The organism is Streptomyces sp. Alt3 (assembly GCF_030719215.1).
GTDB lineage: Bacteria > Actinomycetota > Actinomycetes > Streptomycetales > Streptomycetaceae > Streptomyces > Streptomyces glycanivorans.
In genome coordinates, this window is the sequence record NZ_CP120983.1 from 335,689 (window position 1) to 353,705 (window position 18,017).

Here is an 18,017-nt window from a genome sequence, read left to right on the forward strand (position 1 = left end):
GCCTACCGTTGCGGGTCAGCGCCGGAATTCGACCGGACTTCCCCCACGAGGCGCTTGCAGCTTAGCGGGTGTCGCAGGGCGCCCCGCCGGGGGGAGGTTGCTCGTTCCCAGGCCGTCCGGCCCCGCGGCGGTCCGCTCGTTCGACTGTCGTGACGGCGTTGTGGATGTCCTTGCGGGCTATCGGGTGCTGAACCGGCGGAAGAGGTTCCGGGCCACGTGCACACCTGGCCCGCCGAAGCCGACGATGTCGACGCGCCCGTCGCCCGTGATGTCGGCGAGGAAGCGGGGGTGGCGGTCGACTCGCCAGCCGCCTGCGTCCTCGTCGTACCCGAACCCGCGGCACACCAGTTGGGCCTGTTCGAACCGGCCGTCCCCGTCGTTGTGCGACACCCAGACGCCTTCGTTGCCGAAGCCGACGATGTCCGGGGTGCCGTCGCCGGTGACGTCGGCGAGGAACCGGATGTGCCTGTCGCTCGTCCATCCCTGGGTTTGTCCGAAGTCGTTCAGGACGAGCTTCGACGGTTCGAAGGTGCCGTCGCCGCGTCCCCGGGACACGACGACTCCCTGCGGGCCGAAACCGACGATGTCCAGCGCTTCGCCGCCGGTGGTCCCGATAAGGAACCGGGGTTGTCGGTCTGCCGAGCCCCATCCCTGCTCGGTCCCGAAGTCGTCGAGGACGTAGAGAGGTTCGGCGAAGCTCCCCTCCTCGTCCTGGAGTGACACCCACACGCCGTCGTCGTGACAGCCGACGATGTCGAGCCTGCCGTCACCGGTGGTGTCCACGACGAAACGGGGATGCTTGTCGGCGAGCCAGCCACCGGCCTCGTCGCTGTGCCCGAAGGCCCGGAGAGCGGGTTCCTCGCCGATGGGCGTGAACTTGCCTTCCTCGTCCTGGAGTGACACCCACACGCCGTCGTCGTGACAGCCGACGATGTCGAGCCTGCCGTCACCGGTGGTGTCCACGACGAAACGGGGATGCTTGTCGGCGAGCCAGCCACCGGCCTGCTTGCCGTGTCCGAACGCCTTGAGGACCAGCTCACCGCCCGCGGTGAACGTACCGCCGGCGTCCTGAGGGGACACCCGGACGCCGTCAGCGGCGAGCACCACCACCCTGAGACTGCCGTCGCCCGTCGTGTCCACGAGGCTCCACAGGTCGGCGGGGCTCGGGGAGGGTGCGGGCTGGTGCAGGGGGCGTTCCTCGTCGTGGAACGTCCCGTCGCCCCTGCCGGACGACGCCACCGCCCCCTTTCCGGGTTTGAGCCCTACGATGTCCTTCCGTCCGGTGCCGGTGGTGTCGGCGAGGAGGCGCTCACCGAGCCCGGCCCACCGGCCCGGTTGCCCACCGGGAGAGCGAGCGGCCCCCTGGCTCTTCCATTCGCCGGCGTCCTTGTCGCTTCCGTACCGCTCCAGGACCAGCAGCACGTTGCTGAAGGAGGGCGTCGCGTCGGGCGCCGGCCGCAGCGCGGCCGAGCGGGCCAGACGCCAGGACCGGCGACTGTTCCAGTGGCTCAGCGGTGACCAGCGCAGCACGAGATCGCTCGTGCGCTCCGGCTCGGCCGGGACGAGACGCCACCGCTGGCTTTCGGCGCTGTCGTCGTACTCGCCGAGGACGATTCGGGTGTCCTCCTTCCCCGGGTCGGCGAGGTCGAGAACGGCGCCGTCGGCCGCGCCCTCGATGAAGTAGAGGCCCGCTTCGCCTTCGACGGGCACGACGCGCCACTGCTGCCCCTTCTTGTTGACGGCGGCATCCCACTGGCGGACGCCGCGGTCCGTGGCGGCGGGGTTGTCGAGCACCTTGCCGCCGGCCGCGTTACGGATCACGTAGGCCTGGTCGTCCTGTGCGTCCTGGACGGGAGTGAACTGCCACTGCACCGGGCCCGGACCGTCATCGGGGTGGTCCCGGACGACGAGCGCCCCGTCCGCGCCCGGCACGGCCTTCGGCCCGAGGGGTTTCCCCGTGGCGGCGTTGACGATCTCCAGCTTCAGTTCTTGCGTGGGCAAGGGCATCGTGGTGCCTCTTCCGGGCGGTTGGGGCGTCGGCTTGGGAAGGGAGTGACAGCGCGGCGGCGGATCACGTGAAGACGTGGTGGTAGGGGACGTTCCACTCGCTGGGGAGCCTCGGGTAGAACGTGTTGATGACCGTCCCGGTGAAGTCTCCGCCCCAGTTGTAGGTGAGACGTGCCTCGCTGTCGGCCGTCACCGCGTGGTCCTTGAAGCCGAGGATGGCGTCGGGGTGGGTGATCGGCACGAAGGTGATCCCGCCCCACGGCGTCACCGTGACGACCCAGAGCTGGGTGTCCTCGATCGCACCGTTCTTCCCGCGCCACTTGTCGCCCACCTTGTCGGGGAGGCCGACCTGGACGGTGTCGGCCGTGCTCTTGGGGGCCTCCTGGTGGACGGTGATGCGCCTGCGCTGCGGCTTCGGCGCTCCGTCGTCGCCGCGCCCGCCGACGGTGTCGCCCGCCCCGGCGGGTTCGGGTGTCACCTGGCCTGCGGCACTCTCGATGAGGTACAGCGGTCGCTGCCCGAAGAAACCGCCGGGAGTGATGTACCAGAGGTGGCCCTGTGCGTCCTTGGTCGCCGGGTCGAGCGCGGTGGCCAGCTTCACGCCCTTGTCGTGGCTCTCCTCCTTCAGTTCGGCGGGCCGCAGATAGCCACCGTTGAAGGCGTGGACGAGCATGACCGGCCGGTTCTCGACCAGTGCGGCCACAATTGCGTTGTCGTAGCTGTTCACCGCCACCGGCCCACCGACCACCAAATTCGCCATTGCCGTGCGTTCTTGGGTGTACATCGCAGAAACCTCGCATGTCATTGATGTGGAGAACAACGCGTCGGGCGCTCAGTGCAGTGATTTATCACGCGGCATTACCGCCCGGTCCCCAGGCCTCGATCGAACCGGCACGGGAAGCGAATACGTGACCGAAGCAAATACCCCCAAAGCGGCAACGTTCGAGGTCACAACCCACAGACGGCGGACCGCCAGGTCATCGATCGAGTGATCAAGCGCGGCAGGAAGATCTTGATCACTCGTTTGAGTGCGATACCCGGAGGCCCCTTCTCGAGCAATAACGGTTTTGATAGTTTCACTTGGCGGAACGTGTGCGCAGATGCCCCTTTTCAATTCACCGAGCGCGGTTTCGGCCAGATCAGTCGAGGACAGAAATTGCCTTCCAACGCGTACAACCTGGAACGGGCCAAGCGCCAGCCGCTGACGAAGAAGAACCTGCGGGAACTCAACATCGAACAGACCTGGCGCTCCGTTCTGGAGCACCCCAACCTCGTCTACGTCGACGACTACGGGGTGCGGCACAAGCCCGTCGGGTTCTCCGTGAACAAGTCGAGCTTCGGCGCGTTTCCCGGGTCGGCGTTCGAGCTGGGCTGGCTCGCCTACATGAACCTCGGGGAGCCGCTGATCGAGGAGCGGCGCAACATCACCCAGCCCTCGCCCGACACGTTCTCCTCGCGCACCTACGTCAACCGCAGCCAGTCCGAGATGACCTTCACGGACGCGGTCGACTTCACCGTGTCGAACGGAGCCACGTGGTCCCTCTCGGGAGACTCCAAGCTCACCTTCGGCGGCAACGTCAGCGCGCAGCTCCAACTGCAGTTGCAGAACCAGCTCGGCCTGAACCTCCAGACGCAGCTCGGGACACAGCTCAAGAACGAGATGGCGAACAAGAACGCGAACACGGTGACCAACAAGAACAGCAAGGACAGTGTGGGCGTGGACAACGCGAACACCGTCGACACCTCGGTGACCAACGGGGCGACGAACTCCGCGTCCGCCTCGCTCACCGGCTCGGTGGCGTTCACGACTTCGGGCAGCGCCTCAGGTACCGCGGCGCTCAACGCCGCACTGACCCAGGGCATCACGGCCTCCGTAGGCGGCTCCCTGACCACCGGCTGGGCTTCGAAATCGCAGATTTCGGGCAAGGTCCCGCCGGGCTCCCGGGTGGAGACCATCGTCACCCAGCGCCGTGCCCGCAAGCAGTACTCCTACGAGATCCCGGTGACCTTCTCCGGGTTGCTCGCGGTGAAGTACGACGTGCCTGTGGCAGTCCTGTCTCCCCCGCAGCCGGGCGACTACCCCGGGCTCGACCTGTTGGTCGCCCGCGACATCGGCGACCTCGATCTGGCGGGCGGCGGCTTCCGCATGAAGGGACTGGCCGAGGTCGTCTCCGCCCTGGAGGTCCACCACACGATGTTCGACGGCGAGAGCCTGACCGACAGCCGGCGAGAACCGTACAAGCGGCCCTGACCTGGCGGGCGGCACCTACACGACGACGACAAGAGGCGACGACCATGGTGTTCGACAACATCTTCAGCTCCGCGGGCAAAGGCGCGGGGCTCTTCTCGGTGATCACCGACCACGACAAACCGCGACCGGGAGGGGACGTCGACTTCGAGGACGCCGACGACGACACCTACGACGACAAGACCACGAGCCTGTTCACCAGCGCGATCCACGGAGCTTCCCACAGGGCGAAGACCGTGCAGGAACAGTCCCCCGAAGCGCGGGCCGTCCTGGGTTTCCTCGCCTCCTTCATCCAGACCACCCAGGCATCGGCCGGCACGCAGTCCGAGTACGCCCGGAATCCCGGCTCGGTGTCCACGGCGGCGGCGGCCGGCATGGAGAAGTCGAGTGAGACGGTGACGAATCACGGCGACCTGAAGAAGGACGAGGGCCTGGAGACGCCGAAGAGAAGCGATTTCAAGGCTCCTGCCGCCCCGGCCTCGCCCAAGGCCGAGGAGCCCCCCAAAGCACCCAAGGCCACCGCGGAGAAGCCGTCGGATTCCAAGTAGAAATACTGTTCCGAAGGGTCAGGGGCGGCCTCGCCCCTGACCCTTCGCATGTCACACGGGGAGCAGTTGCCACTGCCGGTTGCGGTGGTCACCATCCGCCCCGCACTGCTTGACCGCAGTGGGGGCATTGGTGTCGACACGCAGGAGCAGACCGCTGCTGCCGTTCGCGATCTCGTACACCCGTGGGGTGTCGGTCACCGAGCCCACCGGGACCAGCCTCCACTGCTGATGGCGCGCGGCGCCGCCCTCGTAGGCGCGCTGTGCGACCACCGCCCCCTCCGCCATCCCTCCTCCGACGGCTTCCAGGACCTTGCCGCTGCGAATGTTCTCGATCCTGTACAGCACGTCGTCGCTGTCCTGGCCCGCCGCGACCAGCCGCCACCGCTGGTGGTCCCTGGGGGTTGCGAGGGTCTGGTGGATCTCGGCACCATCCTTGGTGGACTCGCGCAGAACCCCCATCCTCAGCCTGCTGCGGACGTTGGCCCAGGAGACCACCGTGCCCGAACCGGGGAGCCCGGCCATCTTCGCCGACGCGATCTTCCGCACGCGGTTGTTGGCGTAGTCGGCGATGTAGAGGGCGTCGACGCAGTCCACAGCCAGCCCGAACGGATTGCGCACCTGGGCCGAGGCGGCCGGGCCGTCGTCACCGGCGAAGCCCGCGGTGCCCGTTCCAGCGACCGTGCTGATCGTCCCGTCGACCGCGACCTTCCTCACCCGATGGTTGGCGTGGTCGGCGATGTGGAGAGTACCGGCGCTGTCCACCACCACACCCACCGGGGTGTTCAGCTTGGCCGAGGCGGCCGGGCCGTCGTCACCGGCGAAGCCCGCGGTGCCCGTTCCCGCGACCGTGCTGATCGTCCCGTCGACCGCGACCTTCCTCACCCGATGATTGCTGGCGTCGGCGATGTAGAGGTCGCCCGCGGCGTCGACGTCCACTTCGTGCGGGCAGTTCAGCTGGGCCGAAACCGCTGGACCACCGTCTCCCCTGAATGCCGCGCCCCCGTTCCCCGCGACCGTGCTGATCTTCCCGTCAGTCGTGATCTTCCGGACCCGGTGGTTGCTGTAGTCGGCTACGTAAAGAGTTCCCGCGCCGTCCACCGCCACTCCCAACGGGAGGTTCAACCGGGCCGCAGTGGCGGGGCCACCGTCACCGGCGAAGCCTGCGGCGCCCGTTCCCGCGACCGTGGTGATCTTCCCGTCAGTCGTGATCTTCCGGACCCGGTGGTTACTGGAATCCGCGATGTAGACGGCGCCGGCGTCATCCACCGCCAAGGCCCGCGGGCAGTACAACCGGGCTGAAATTGCGGGGCCGTCGTCGCCACCGAATCCCGCGACACCGGTACCCGCGACCGTGGTGATCTTCCCGTCAGTCGTGATCCTCCGGACCCGGTGGTTACTGTAGTCGGAGACGTAGAGGGTGCCGGCGCTGTCCAGCACCACACCGTACGGGCCGTTCAACTGAGCCGAGACGGCAGGCTCGTTGTCCCCCTTGAACCCTGCGGTCCCGGTCCCCGCGACCGTACTGATCGAAGGCGCGAAGCCCTCACCACTTGTGGCTGCCGCGTCGGCAGTGGTCATTGCCATCCCTTCACCGCTCCCTCGCCGCCCACTACGGGCAGTTGTCGAGTGATTCCAGGAAGTCACAAGAAGGAAGGACTGGCAAGATCACTTCCGGGTGTTCCTTACGGCGCGTGTTGACGAAACACCGCGCCGCACCGGCAGTTGACTCCCACTCCTGCTCGGTCTCCGGTGCGCCGTCACCCTCGCCACGGCAGGCGCCCACGGCTCCGCAACCGCAGTCAGCTCACACCCGGAGTCGCGCGTCCGGGGTCGCGCCGGATCCTGGCCACAGCGATGCGGCTCAGCGCACCCTCCCGCGCGGTTTCAGCGCAACGGGCGGGAGTTCGGGTGCGGGCAGCCGACCCCCGTCGTAGCCCTTCACCTCACCGAAGCGGGGCCCCGCCATCCAGTCCTGGCGCGCCTGTTCGATCTCCTCGTGCGAGCGCCCGACGAAGTTCCACCACATGACGAGCTCCTCCTCGAACGGCTCGCCACCGAGCAGCATCAGCCCGGCGTCGGAGGCGGCGCGGAGCGGCAGTTCGGTGCGGCCGCAGCCGAGGTAGAGCATCGATCCGGGCAGGACCGGAACGCCGTCGACCTCGGCCTCGCCGGACATCGACAGCACTGCGTACTCGAAGTCGGGGTCCAGTGGCAGCCGGGCTTCGGCCCCGGCGGTCAGCGCAAGGTCGGCTCCGACGATCGGCGTGTAGGCCGTGCCGGGCGACGGGACTCCGTCCAGCTCCCCCAGGATCACGGTGGCGGTGAGACCGCGCGCCGTGACGGCGGGCAGGTCGGCGTGGTGCTCGAAGTGCGGCTCGACATGACGGTCGGAGGCAGGCAGGGCGACCCAGAGCTGGGCGCCGTGCAGGAACCCGGCGTGTGGTTTCGGGCTCTCCTCGGAATGGCTGATGGCCCGGCCGGACGTCATCAGCCCGAGTTCACGCGGCCGGATCTGCTGCAGACTGCCCAGACTGTCACGATGCAGGACCTCCCCCTCGTGGAGCCAGCTGACCGTCTGCAGCCCCATGTGGGGGTGCGGCGGGACCTGCATCCCCGGCTCGTCGGCGATGCCGTCGGGGCCGTAGTGATCCACGAACGCCCAGGCTCCGACCATGCGTCGCCCCAGGTTGGGAAGGAGTCTGCGCACCTCGGTGGACTCGCCGAGCCGGACGTGGCGCGGGGTGAGGAGTTCACGCACCGGCTCGGCGACGACGAAGCCACGTCCCCCGCAGACAGAAAGAGCGGCCTGGCGATCGAGATTGCTCATGGCGCACAACCTATTCCTGTAGGGCCGTGGAGCACCGGTCCCCACGCCGAACATTTAGTGGAATGTTTAACTACCTTGGCGTGTTGACCCCGCTGGAAGCATTGCGGCCGAGGAGGAGAAATGGAAGACACCTACTACGAGTTCGGCACGCCCGCCGACCGCTGGGACCGGGCGCAGCTGTTCTTCGAGGAGAAGGAGTATCTGACGGCCGCGCGGATCCTCGGCGGGCTGGTGCAGGAGGTCCCGGAGCAGGTGGCTCCGCGGTTGCTGCTGGCCCGCGCCTACTACCACTCGGCCCGGCTCGGCAAGGCCGAGACGGAGCTGCGTGAGGTGCTGCGGCGCAACCCCGTAGAGGACTACGCCCGGCTGATGCTCGGGCGCACCCTCGAGCGCCAGGGCCGGCAGTCGGAGGCCGACACTCACCTTCGGATGGTCCAGGCGATGGCCGGGGACCTCGGGCCCGAGCTTCTGGCGCAGGAGCAGCGGAACCAGGGGTGACACGCACGCCGACCGAGGGTGCGGGGAACGGAAGCAGAGACACCGCTCCCCGCACCCGCCCTTCGGCCGGCTCAGCGTTCCGCGTTCGACACCCGGTCCAGCCATTCGGTCATCAGCGCCGACTCAGCCGTACTGAGCCCGGATCCGTGCGACCGGCGCAACAGAGCACCCAGCGTCGCCGCCGCGGAGGGGACTTCCGCATCCACAGGCGCGCCCCGGGACACCTGCGACGTGAACACAGCGGCGTGCACCGCGTCACGTACACGCGCGGACATGCCGACGTCCGGGAAGGTCACGGGCCGGGACACCAGCATCAGCGCCACGCCCGTGGTGGCGGACATGATCATCTGTGCGGCCAGTTCCGGGGCGACGCGCAGCTTCCCCTGTGCGGCGGCCCGCTCCAGGTCGCGGGTCAGGATGCGGTGCGCCTCGACCGCGGACACCGGTGGCGTCCGCATCGCCGGTGAATTCATGAGCCGGTACAGATTGGGGTTCCGGAGAGCGAAATCGACATGGCTGTCCCATCCGTTCCGCAGGTCCTCGACGGGATCGGTGGTGTCGCCTCGCTCCCGCTTGGTCGCCAGGTAGGCGTCGAAGCCGTGATCGACCACGGCCGACAGCAGACCCTCCTTGTCTCCGAAGTGCCTGTAGAGGGCCGGTGCGCCGACCTGCGCGGCCTCGCACACGGCGCGCGTGGAGATCTCCCCGTCAGGAGACTCCGCGACCAGCCGGGCCGCGACTTCGAGGATGCGCGCTCGTGTACTCATCGGAGGGACGCTATCAAGGCGTGTACCGCGCGGATCGGCCAGTGGCACCTGGCGGCAGCCACTCATGACCCCGCCTCGCCCGGCCGACGGACCGAAGGCCGAGTGGCCACAGGGCGACGTGATCAGATGATGCCGCCGTTGGCCCGCAGCACCTGACCGTTGACCCAGCGGGCCGGACCGGCGAGGAAGGACACGACCTCCGCTATGTCCTCGGGGGCGCCGAGCCGCTCGAGGGGAGGCTGCGCGGCCATCCTCGCGACGGTCTCCTCGTCCTTGCCGTCCAGGAACAGTGCGGTGGCGGTCGGTCCAGGGGCGACGGCGTTGACCGTGATGTCCCGGCCGCGCAGCTCGCGCGCGAGGATCAGCGTCATCGCCTCCACGGCCCCCTTGGTGGCGGCGTAAGCGGTGTATCCGGGTATGGCCAGCGCCAGCACCGAGCTCGAGAAGTTGATGATGGCCCCGCCGCCCCGCAGTCGGCGCGCAGCCTGCTGGTCGACGACGAAGGTCCCGCGGACGTTGGTGCGGTACATCCGGTCCAGCGCGTCCAGGTCGAGATCCACCAGCGGCGACAGGGACATCACCCCCGCGGCGTGGACGACCACGTCGACTCCGCCGAAGGCCTCCTCCGCGGCGTCGAAGAGCTCGGCCACCGCCGTCTCGTCCGCGACGTCGGCCTGGTGCGCGACGGCCTGGCCGCCCGCAGCGACGACGGCCGCGACCGCGGCTTCCGCCTCGGGCTTGTTTCCGGCGTAGTTGATGACGACCGCGAATCCGTCGGACGCCAGCCGCTCGGCACTCTCACGGCCGATACCTCGCGAACCCCCGGTGACAAGAGCGACCCTGCGTGTGCTGGTGGTGTGCTGCTCGGTCATGACGATGCTCCTGAGGACAAGGAAGGCCCGTAGGTTCTACGGACCCTGACAAAAACAACGCTAACACCATTACGTTATCGCCGCTATCGCTCAATCGTGGCAACCTGTGGAGGCGTTGCTGACGCCACTTCCGAGCGACGGAAGAGACGTGCCAGGCGACAACACGGATGCGTCAGGTGCATTCGTCCTTCACCGAGTGGACGGACCGGACAGAGGGAACGACGACGGGCGATGTGGGGTTCCGTGGCAGGCCGACCTCCGTGACCAGGGCGCCACAGGCCGGGCGTCGCAGGCCGGGCGTCGCAGGCCGGGCGTCGCAGGAGAAGGAGCCGAAAGCGGACTGATCAGCTATAGAGCGTGTCTCTTTGATGGGTTGGTCAGTTGATCGGACATGTCGGTCCGATTAGTGATCACCGATGCGGTGTGGGACCGGATCGAACCGTTGATGCCGGCCGATCCGTCCCGTGGGCGACGGCGGGCTGACCAGCGCCGGACCCTTGAGGCTATTGCGTGGAAGTACCGCACCTGCTCGTCCTGGCGGGATCTGCCTAAGGGCTGTCCCGCAATCAGTGGTGGATCAGCGCGCGGCGTCAGATGCGGTGCATCGCAAGGCGGAGGGACACCCGCATACTGGATGTATTCGGGCGTTCCGACAACGCGGCGAGGTGCCGTAGCTGTCGTCGTGCGCCCGCCAGGGATTTCGGGACAGCCCTTAGCGAGCTCGGGTCCTTTCAGACCGCTCACAAGCGCTTGATCAGGTGGGCCGTGGACGGCACATGGGAACGCATCTTCGCGGCACCACTTGCTGCGGCGGATGATGGTGACGATGTGGGCTGGACAGTCTCTGTCGATTCCGCTGTCTGCCAGGCTCACCAACATTCGGCCGGAGCCAGGAAAAGGGTGCGCCCGGCCGGTCGGAGCCTGAGGATCACGCGCTCGGACGCTCCCGTGGCGGACTGAGCACGAAGGTCCACTTGGCCAGTGACAGCCGGGCCCGTCCTCTGGGCATCCACGTCACCTCCGGCCAGGCTGGTGACGCCCCGGCCTTCGAGGCGGTCATGGCCAGAATTCGGATCCCGCGCAGCGGACGCGGAAGGCCGAGAACGCGCCCGACAACCGTCCTGGCAGATCGCGCCTATTCGTCCCGCGCGATCCGTGGACACCTTCGGCGTCGAGGTATCCGGGCTGTCATCCCGCAGCCCGCAGACCAGATCGGTCACCCTCTGCGGCGAGGCCGTGCCGGAGGCCGCCCGCCCAGCTTCGACGCCGAGAAATACAAGGAGCGCAATGCCGTCGAGCGGTGCATCGCCCGGCTCAAGCAGTGGCGCGGCCTGGCCCTGCGGACGGACGAACTCGCCATTGCCCACCAGGCCGCACTTCACGTCGCGTCCATCATTGTCTGGGCGCGTCAGTGACATGGCTGCGGAAGCTACAGGCCCAAACTCGAGACGAATCCGGAGAAAGTAGGTGCTACGACCCGCCACTCGCACAGAAGGGGGTCCGTCCAGAAGTCACTGCCGACGACGCGGGGGTCTGAGGGGTCAGCCCGGTAGTCGAGAGCCAAGGCGCCATCATCGCCGGGGTTGCGGGTGGTGGCGATCAGCACTGCCCGTTCGACGTCAAGCCAAGGAAGTTCGAGCGGGGCGACGCCCCTGCTTCCGCGTGCCTGGCGAAAGAAGGCGGAGTGCGGATCATCGGCGAACATGTCCATCGATTGAGACGCGTACGCCATCTGCTCGGGGTTCGACACGAAGCCAAGTGGGTCCTTGAACCACGGAATGGCCTTCGCCAGCACCACATCGCCCGGGTGACTCCAGAGGTCGCGATCGATGAGCGACGTCAGCAGGTCGGGCAGAGCAAGTCCACGGACTGTCGAAGGCGCCATGGCGCACAGCCTCGCACGGCGGACAACACCAAGGAGACACGCTCCAGGCGCACTGGCGGGGGTACGCCTCGACGGCCGTCGGAGCCTGGCCGGCACCGTCATGGCCGTTGCGGGCATGCGGCTGTATGCCGGGGACGTCCGAGCCGAACACATCCGCGTCGGCGGGCCCAAGCACATCCGCGTCGGCCGGCGCAAGCCCTCCCCCGCCGGCGAAGTGCCGCCGGATCGCCGACGTCCGGCGAAGCACCGCCGGATCGCCGACGTCCGGTGAAGTGCGAATCGGACGGACAGCCCCCGCACCGCGGCACCGGACGACTGCACACCGCCGGCACGGAGCATCGGGCTTCGCCGCGCCCCACGCAACGCCGACGCGCGGCCCGCGTCAGAGGGAAGGGTTCACGGGAAGCGCGATCGCGGTCACCGCGAAGCCTTCGTCGACCAGCCACCTGCCCGCGTACGTGCTCGGCACCCCGGGTGCGATCCGCGAGAGCTCCGCGGTGAAGGTGCCCTCGGTGGGGCTGTCCGGGCTCGTGCGGAAGCTGATGTCCGCCTCGGAGAAGTCGAGTTCGATCCGGGTGAGCGGGAACCACGTCTTGAAGACGCTCTCCTTGGCACTGAACAGAAGGCGGTCCCAGTGAACCGTCCGGGTGTCCGCGTCCACGGGCATCCTCGCCCGTTCCGAAGGCAGGGATATCACCTCCCACACATCGGGCGGGAGCGGTGCGTTCGGCTCGGCGTCGATACCCACCGAGCGCACCTCGGACGCCCGGGCCAGTACAGCCGCGCGGTAGCCCTCGCAGTGCGTCATGCTGCCGACGGTCCCCTCGGGCCACAGGGGCAGGCCCCGATGTCCCGAGAGCACCGGCGCCGGGGGCAGCCCCAGGTCGGCCATGGCTCGTCTCGCACAGGCGCGTACTGCCGCGAATTCGTGTCTGCGACGGTCGACGCTCGCGGCCACCTGCCGCGCCTCCTCGGGGAACAGGCTGCCCTCCGGAGCACTGGTCTCGTGCGTGTCCGAGCACGCGACGTACTTTGGAAGAAGCCGTTCGATCACGAGCCCTCGCCCTTCACGGCCGTGGGCTCCTGGCCCTCGTAAGGAAGAATCTGCCGCAGCAGCCCACGCGGGTGGCCCCGCTTCCGCCACTCCCTGGGGTAGCCGATCGATACTTCCTCGAACCGTACGCCGTCGTGCCAGGTCGTACGGGGGATGTGGAGATGTCCGTAGACGACTGCGGCGACGTTGAAGCGACGGTGCCAGTCGGCGGTGAGTTCCGTGCCGCACCACTGGGCGAACTCCGGGTACCACATCACCGATGTGGGTTCACGCAGGAGCGGCCAGTGCCCGGCGATCACCAGCGGCACGTCGGGGTCGTGTGCGGCCAGCCGCTGTTCGGTGAGCGCCACCCGCGCCCGGCACCAGTCGTCCCGGGTCGCGTAGGGGTCGGGGTGCAGCAGGTACTCGTCGGTGCAGACGACTCCCGCCTCGTGGGCGCGCGCGAGAGACTCCTCCTTCGACGTCACGCCCGGAACCCTGAAGGAGTAGTCGTACAGGAGGAACACGGGGGCGACGGCCACAGGGCCGTCTCCGCCCTGCCAGTGGGGGTAGGGGTCCTCGGGCGTGGTCACGCCGAGCTCCCGGCACACCTTGACGAGGTGTTCGTACCGCTCCTGGCCGCGTAGCCGTACGGGGTCCTTGTCCACCGTCCAGAGCTCATGGTTCCCGGGGGTCCACACCACGTGGGCGAATCGGCCCGCGAGCAGCTCCAGCGCGCGCTCGACCTCTTCGGCTTCCTCGGCCACGTCTCCCGCGACGATGAGCCAGTCCTCGTCGCTGGTCGGGTGCAGCCGGTCGGCGACGGGACGGTTGTCCGCGATGCCGACATGGAGATCGCTGACCGCGAGGAGCCGGCCGCCGCTGTTCGGCGTGTGAGGGGCGGGCACGGTGGGAGAACTCATTGTTCGAATTTAGCGTCTTCATGGTCCTTCCGGGGGCCGCACTGCTCAACATGCCCGCAGTTCGTCCGGCCGGGATGATTGACCGAGCGCCTCCGGGGCACGCGGCGGCTCATGCGACGCGTCTCGGACGCCCGGCGGAGAGGAAGACACCGATGCCCGACACCGAACCCCCGCAGGACCCGACCCAGCGCTATCCGCGCCCCGAATTCCCCCAGCAGGAGCAGGAGCATCCCGGCCGGACCGCCCCCATGGATCCCCCTCCGGACCACGGCGAGGACTCGTACCGAGGTCACGGGCTTCTGCTCGACCGCAAGGCGGTCGTCACCGGCGGAGATTCGGGCATCGGCCGCGCCGTCGCCCTCGCCTTCGCCCGCGAAGGGGCGGACGTGCTGCTGACCTTCCTTCCCGAGGAGGAGCGCGAGGCGGAGGAGACCGCCCGGCTCGTCGAGCAGGCCGGGCGAAGGGCGGTGTCCGTGGTCTGCGACATCCGGGAGGAAAGGGAGTGCCGGGCTCTCGTCGAGAAGGCGGTGTCGGAGTTCGGCCGGATCGACGTCCTCGTGAACAACGCCGCCTACCAGATGTCGCAGCCGGACGGTATCGCCGCCATCTCCACCTCTCAGTTCGACCGCGTGGTGCGCACGAACCTGTACGGCATGTTCTGGCTGTGCAAGGCCGCTCTCCCGCACATTCCGGCAGGCGGCTCCATCATCAACACCACCTCGGTGCAGGCGTACAAACCCAGTCCGCACCTCCTGGACTATGCCATGACCAAAGGTGCCATCGTCACCTTCACCCAAGGGCTGGCGCAGATGCTGGCGTCGGACGGAATCCGTGTCAATGCCGTCGCGCCCGGGCCGGTCTGGACGCCCCTCATCCCCGCGACGATGCCCGACACCACGGAGTTCGGGAAGCAGAGCCCGCTCGGCCGGCCCGCCCAGCCTGCCGAGATGGCGCCGGCCTACGTCTTCCTCGCCTCGCCGAACGCGTCCTTCATCACCGGGGAAATCATGAACGCGACGGGCGGTACGCCGCTTCCCTGACCGTGATTGCTCCGACGGACCCGAGGGAAGGCGCCGTACATGCGTGCAGACCACCGCGAAGCCCCCGTTCTCGATGCACTCGCTGCCTACAAGGAGAAGAGCGAACTGGCGTTCACCCCGCCCGGCCACAAGCAGGCGCGCGGAGCGGACCCGGCTGTACGCGCCGTCCTGGGCGATGCCGTGTTCTTCGGGGACCTGCTCGCCATCGGCGGGCTGGACGACCGCCGCCAGACCTCCGGTGTGCTCCGGCGCGCCGAGGAACTGATGGCCGACGCGGTGCACGCCGAGCACACGTTCTTCTCCACCTGCGGCAGTTCCCTGTCGGTGAAGGCTGCCATGCTGAGCGTCGCCGCGCCCGGACGGAAACTGCTGATCGGCCGGGACGCCCACAAGTCCGTCGTCGCCGGACTGATCCTCTGCGGGGTCGAGCCCGTATGGGTGGAACCCCAGTGGGACCGTGAACGCCATCTGGCCCATCCCCCGTCCGCCGAAGCGTACGAACGGGCCTTCGACCGGCACCCGGACGCCTGCGGGGCTCTGGTCACCAGCCCGACCCCGTACGGTTCCGCGGCGGACCTGCGGGCCATCGCCGGAGTGTGCCACAGGCGTTCCCGGCCGGTCATCGTCGACGAGGCGTGGGGTGCCCATCTGCCGTTCCACCCCGACCTGCCCTCCTGGGCCATGGACGCCGGCGCCGACGTCTGCGTCACCAGCATCCACAAGATGGGCAGCGGCCTCGAGCAGGGCTCCGTCTTCCATCTGCAGGGCGATCTCGTGGACCACGACACGCTGGCGTCGCGGGCGGATCTGCTCGGCACCACCAGCCCGTCCGTGCTGCTGTACGCCGGCATCGACGGCTGGCGACGCCAGATGGTCCTGGAGGGGCACACCCTGCTGTCCGGCGCTCTCGACCTGGCTGCGGAGGTCCGGCAGCGGATCGAGGGGCTCGACGGGATGCACGTGAACGGGATCGAGGACTTCTGCGGCCCCGGCAAGGCCGCGGAGTTCGACCCCCTTCCTGTGATCATCGACGTCAGTGACCTCGGAACCAGTGGATACCGGGCGGCCGACTGGCTGCGCGCCCACCGTCACGTCGACATGCACATCGTCGACCACCGGCGTATCAGCGCCCAGTTCACCCACGCCGACGACCGCACCACCGCCGGCCGCCTGCTGGACGCCCTGCGCGACCTCTCCCGGCAGGGACACACGCTCGGCCCGGGGCCGGACGTCCTGGTCCCGGGGGCGGACGAACTGCGCCCGGACCAGGTGTGCGCCCCTCGGGACGCCTACTTCGCAGCCACCGAGGACATTCCGGCCGAACGCGCCGCGGGACGCGTCGCCGCGGAGATGATGACCCCCTACCCTCCCGGAATTCCCGCCGTACTGCCGGGCGAGCGGCTCACCGAACCTCTGCTGCGGTACCTGCGTTCGGGAGTCGCCGCGGGCATGAACGTGCCCGACGCGGCCGATCCCACTCTGCGAACGGTGCGCGTCTGCAAGGAGGGCGAGGCCCCCGAGGCGTGAACCGGCGGGACACACAGATGCGCGCGGCAGGGAATCCCGCAGACGCCCGCCTCACATGACGAAAGGAACGGACATGCCCGTCGCCACCTACAGCCTCGTCGCTCTCGACTGCCCCGACCCGAGGTCCCTGGCCGCGTTCTACCGGAGCGTCCTGGGCGGCGAGGTCAGGAACGACTACCCGGACTGGTACGACCTCTACGCCCCGGGAGGCGCACGCATCGCCTTCCAGGAGGCGCCGGACCACCGGCCGCCGGAGTGGCCCCGGGGCGATCGCAACTCCCAGCAGGGGCACCTGGACTTCGACGTGACGGACATCGAGCGTGCGCAGCAGGAGGTGCTGGCGCTGGGCGCCACGGCGCTGGATCTCGACGACCGGGGCGGGGAGCGCAAGTTCCGCGTGTACGCCGACCCGGCGGGGCATCCGTTCTGCCTCTGCTGGCACTGATCCCGCGTCACCGGGTGAGCGGGGCGGCCACCGCCGAGGCCGCCTCACCCGCACTGCGGTCCGACGCGCCGTGTCACCTTCGCATCCCGCACCGCCGCACGACGAGAATGGATGACCATGAGCCGAAGCGCCCTCGTCGTCATCGACATGCTCAACACGTACAGCCACCCGGATGCCGAGATGCTCATCCCCTCCGTGCGCGAGGCGCTCCCCCGCATAGTCGGGCTCGTCGAACGGGCCCGCGACGACGGCGTACCGGTGATCTACGTGAACGACAATTTCGGCGAGTGGCGCTCCCACCACGGCGAGATCATCGAGGCGACCCTTGCCGGCCCTCACAGGGACCTGGTGGAGCCCCTGCTTCCGGACGACGATTCGCTGTTCGTCGTGAAGGCCAGGCACTCGATCTTCTACGAGACGCCCCTGACCTATCTGTTGTCGCAGCTGGACGTGGGGCGCGTGGTGCTGTGCGGTCAGGTCACCGAGCAGTGTGTCCTCTACTCGGCCCTCGACGCGCATATCCGCCACCTCGATGTGACCGTGCCGGACGACGCGGTCGCCCATATCCACCAGGACCTGGCCCAGGCGGCTCTGCGGATGATGGAGCGCAACATGAACGCGTCGATCCGCAAGGCGTCGGCAGTCGAATTCTGAGTCCGCCGCACCGCTCGGAGAGGACGGTCAGATCACGTCCTCGTCCGTCGGTGGCGGCACGGCGTACGGGCGCAGGACCATGAGCGAGTCCTCCGAGGTCGCCACCATGGCGAAGGGGAAACGGTCGAGCTCCAGACAGAGTGCGACGTCATCAGGGTGCACTCCCTGACGCACCCCCTCCGTCAGTTCGGCTGCGGCCCGTGACCGGGCGGCACGGTGGAGGAACTCGGCTGCGTCCGTCCCCTCGCCGGTGGCCCTGCGGGCGATGTACTCGGCGCAGGCCAGATCTTCGTCGGCCTGCCCGTCCTCGCCGGTGACCACGAACGTGACGCCGTCGCACTCGCGCGCCCGCAGCACCCGCGCCGTCGCCTCCGCGACCACGAAGCCCGCGCACAGCACCAGCGAAGCGTCCTTGACCGCCAGGGCGCCGACCGTCCCGGCCGTGGTCTTCTGCACGACGGTGCGTCCGCCGAGGTCGACCGACCGCAGCAGGCCCGGCGAGTTCACCAGGTCGAACCCGGGTGCGGGCGGCCCGTCCTTGAGCGCCACTCGATCCGGGTGGCCCGCCTTGAGGGCCAGAGCCTCGTCCGGCGACCCGGCGAGAACGATCTTCTCCGCTCCCTGGGCGAAGGCCCAGGCAGCCACGGTGAAGGCGCGCATGACATCGACGACGACCGCGACGGACGGGGCCTCGGCCAACTCGGCGATGCTGACGAAACGGGAGTCCATGGGGGCATGATCAC

General features: G+C 68.7%; 18 protein-coding genes and 1 pseudogene. 9 read left to right on the forward strand and 10 right to left on the reverse strand.

Annotation, left to right across the window (positions count from 1 at the left end; genetic code table 11):
• Positions 1-177 precede the first annotated feature (177 nt).
• Both P8A20_RS01570 and P8A20_RS01575 read right to left on the reverse strand, forming a co-directional pair.
• On the reverse strand, positions 178-2,007 hold the full coding sequence (locus P8A20_RS01570; protein ID WP_147961554.1) for an FG-GAP-like repeat-containing protein: 1,830 nt from the start codon (positions 2,005-2,007) through the stop codon (positions 178-180).
• Positions 2,008-2,071: 64 nt separating this feature from the next.
• The gene (locus P8A20_RS01575; RefSeq protein WP_147961555.1) at positions 2,072-2,791 is read right to left on the reverse strand and encodes a hypothetical protein; all 720 of its coding nucleotides are present in this window, start codon (positions 2,789-2,791) and stop codon (positions 2,072-2,074) included.
• Between the two features lie 372 nt (positions 2,792-3,163).
• Here P8A20_RS01575 and P8A20_RS01580 point away from each other — a divergent pair, with 372 nt between their 5' ends.
• Together P8A20_RS01580 and P8A20_RS01585 are read left to right on the forward strand one after the other, a co-directional pair.
• Entirely contained in the window at positions 3,164-4,258 is a 1,095-nt protein-coding gene (locus P8A20_RS01580) for a hypothetical protein (protein ID WP_147961556.1), read from the forward strand.
• Between the two features lie 44 nt (positions 4,259-4,302).
• Positions 4,303-4,803, forward strand: a complete 501-nt coding sequence (locus P8A20_RS01585) for a hypothetical protein (RefSeq protein ID WP_147961557.1) — start codon at positions 4,303-4,305, stop codon at positions 4,801-4,803.
• Positions 4,804-4,854: 51 nt separating this feature from the next.
• On the opposite strand, the gene P8A20_RS01590 is transcribed toward P8A20_RS01585, so the two are convergent.
• Together P8A20_RS01590 and P8A20_RS01595 are read right to left on the reverse strand one after the other, a co-directional pair.
• Entirely contained in the window at positions 4,855-6,381 is a 1,527-nt protein-coding gene (locus P8A20_RS01590) for an NHL domain-containing protein (protein WP_147961638.1), read from the reverse strand.
• A gap of 283 nt (positions 6,382-6,664) precedes the next feature.
• The gene (locus tag P8A20_RS01595; protein WP_147961558.1) at positions 6,665-7,630 is read right to left on the reverse strand and encodes a pirin family protein; all 966 of its coding nucleotides are present in this window, start codon (positions 7,628-7,630) and stop codon (positions 6,665-6,667) included.
• Between the two features lie 120 nt (positions 7,631-7,750).
• Between P8A20_RS01595 and P8A20_RS01600 the strand changes: the two genes are divergently transcribed.
• On the forward strand, positions 7,751-8,128 hold the full coding sequence (locus tag P8A20_RS01600; protein WP_147961559.1) for a tetratricopeptide repeat protein: 378 nt from the start codon (positions 7,751-7,753) through the stop codon (positions 8,126-8,128).
• Positions 8,129-8,199: 71 nt separating this feature from the next.
• Here the strand turns inward: P8A20_RS01600 and P8A20_RS01605 are convergent, their stop codons facing one another.
• Both P8A20_RS01605 and P8A20_RS01610 read right to left on the reverse strand, forming a co-directional pair.
• A complete protein-coding gene (locus P8A20_RS01605) occupies positions 8,200-8,895 on the reverse strand; it encodes a TetR/AcrR family transcriptional regulator (RefSeq protein WP_147961560.1) in 696 nt (231 codons plus the stop codon).
• A 122-nt stretch (positions 8,896-9,017) separates the two neighbouring features.
• A complete protein-coding gene (locus P8A20_RS01610) occupies positions 9,018-9,767 on the reverse strand; it encodes an SDR family oxidoreductase (RefSeq protein ID WP_147961561.1) in 750 nt (249 codons plus the stop codon).
• 391 nt (positions 9,768-10,158) lie between these two features.
• On the opposite strand from P8A20_RS01610, the gene P8A20_RS01615 reads away from it, so the two are divergent.
• Together P8A20_RS01615 and P8A20_RS01620 are read left to right on the forward strand one after the other, a co-directional pair.
• Positions 10,159-10,521, forward strand: coding sequence for a transposase (locus P8A20_RS01615; protein ID WP_261988845.1), 363 nt, complete (start codon positions 10,159-10,161; stop codon positions 10,519-10,521).
• Positions 10,482-11,182, forward strand: a pseudogene (locus P8A20_RS01620) (IS5 family transposase); the annotation flags it as partial. The gene P8A20_RS01615 and the pseudogene P8A20_RS01620, both read left to right, overlap by 40 nt.
• Before the next feature lie 14 nt (positions 11,183-11,196).
• Here P8A20_RS01620 and P8A20_RS01625 read toward each other — a convergent pair.
• From P8A20_RS01625 to P8A20_RS01635, 3 genes are all read right to left on the reverse strand, one after another.
• Complete coding sequence (locus P8A20_RS01625; RefSeq protein WP_147961562.1) at positions 11,197-11,652, reverse strand: hypothetical protein; 456 nt, start codon at positions 11,650-11,652, stop codon at positions 11,197-11,199.
• Between the two features lie 382 nt (positions 11,653-12,034).
• Positions 12,035-12,706 (reverse strand): 4'-phosphopantetheinyl transferase family protein, encoded by a 672-nt coding sequence (locus tag P8A20_RS01630; RefSeq protein ID WP_147961563.1) that lies wholly within the window; start codon positions 12,704-12,706, stop codon positions 12,035-12,037.
• Positions 12,703-13,608 (reverse strand): metallophosphoesterase family protein, encoded by a 906-nt coding sequence (locus tag P8A20_RS01635; RefSeq protein WP_147961564.1) that lies wholly within the window; start codon positions 13,606-13,608, stop codon positions 12,703-12,705. Before P8A20_RS01635 ends, P8A20_RS01630 begins: the two co-directional genes overlap by 4 nt.
• 152 nt (positions 13,609-13,760) lie before the next feature.
• On the opposite strand from P8A20_RS01635, the gene P8A20_RS01640 reads away from it, so the two are divergent.
• The 4 genes from P8A20_RS01640 (at position 13,761) to P8A20_RS01655 (ending at position 17,274) form a co-directional block, all read left to right on the forward strand.
• On the forward strand, positions 13,761-14,648 hold the full coding sequence (locus P8A20_RS01640; protein ID WP_306102685.1) for an SDR family oxidoreductase: 888 nt from the start codon (positions 13,761-13,763) through the stop codon (positions 14,646-14,648).
• A 39-nt stretch (positions 14,649-14,687) separates the two neighbouring features.
• A complete protein-coding gene (locus tag P8A20_RS01645) occupies positions 14,688-16,175 on the forward strand; it encodes an aminotransferase class I/II-fold pyridoxal phosphate-dependent enzyme (RefSeq protein WP_306102686.1) in 1,488 nt (495 codons plus the stop codon).
• A gap of 73 nt (positions 16,176-16,248) precedes the next feature.
• On the forward strand, positions 16,249-16,620 hold the full coding sequence (locus tag P8A20_RS01650; RefSeq protein WP_147961567.1) for a VOC family protein: 372 nt from the start codon (positions 16,249-16,251) through the stop codon (positions 16,618-16,620).
• 117 nt (positions 16,621-16,737) lie between these two features.
• Positions 16,738-17,274 (forward strand): cysteine hydrolase family protein, encoded by a 537-nt coding sequence (locus P8A20_RS01655; RefSeq protein ID WP_147961568.1) that lies wholly within the window; start codon positions 16,738-16,740, stop codon positions 17,272-17,274.
• Between the two features lie 27 nt (positions 17,275-17,301).
• On the opposite strand, the gene P8A20_RS01660 is transcribed toward P8A20_RS01655, so the two are convergent.
• Positions 17,302-18,003, reverse strand: coding sequence for a 2-phosphosulfolactate phosphatase (locus tag P8A20_RS01660; RefSeq protein ID WP_147961569.1), 702 nt, complete (start codon positions 18,001-18,003; stop codon positions 17,302-17,304).
• Positions 18,004-18,017: the final 14 nt, after the last annotated feature.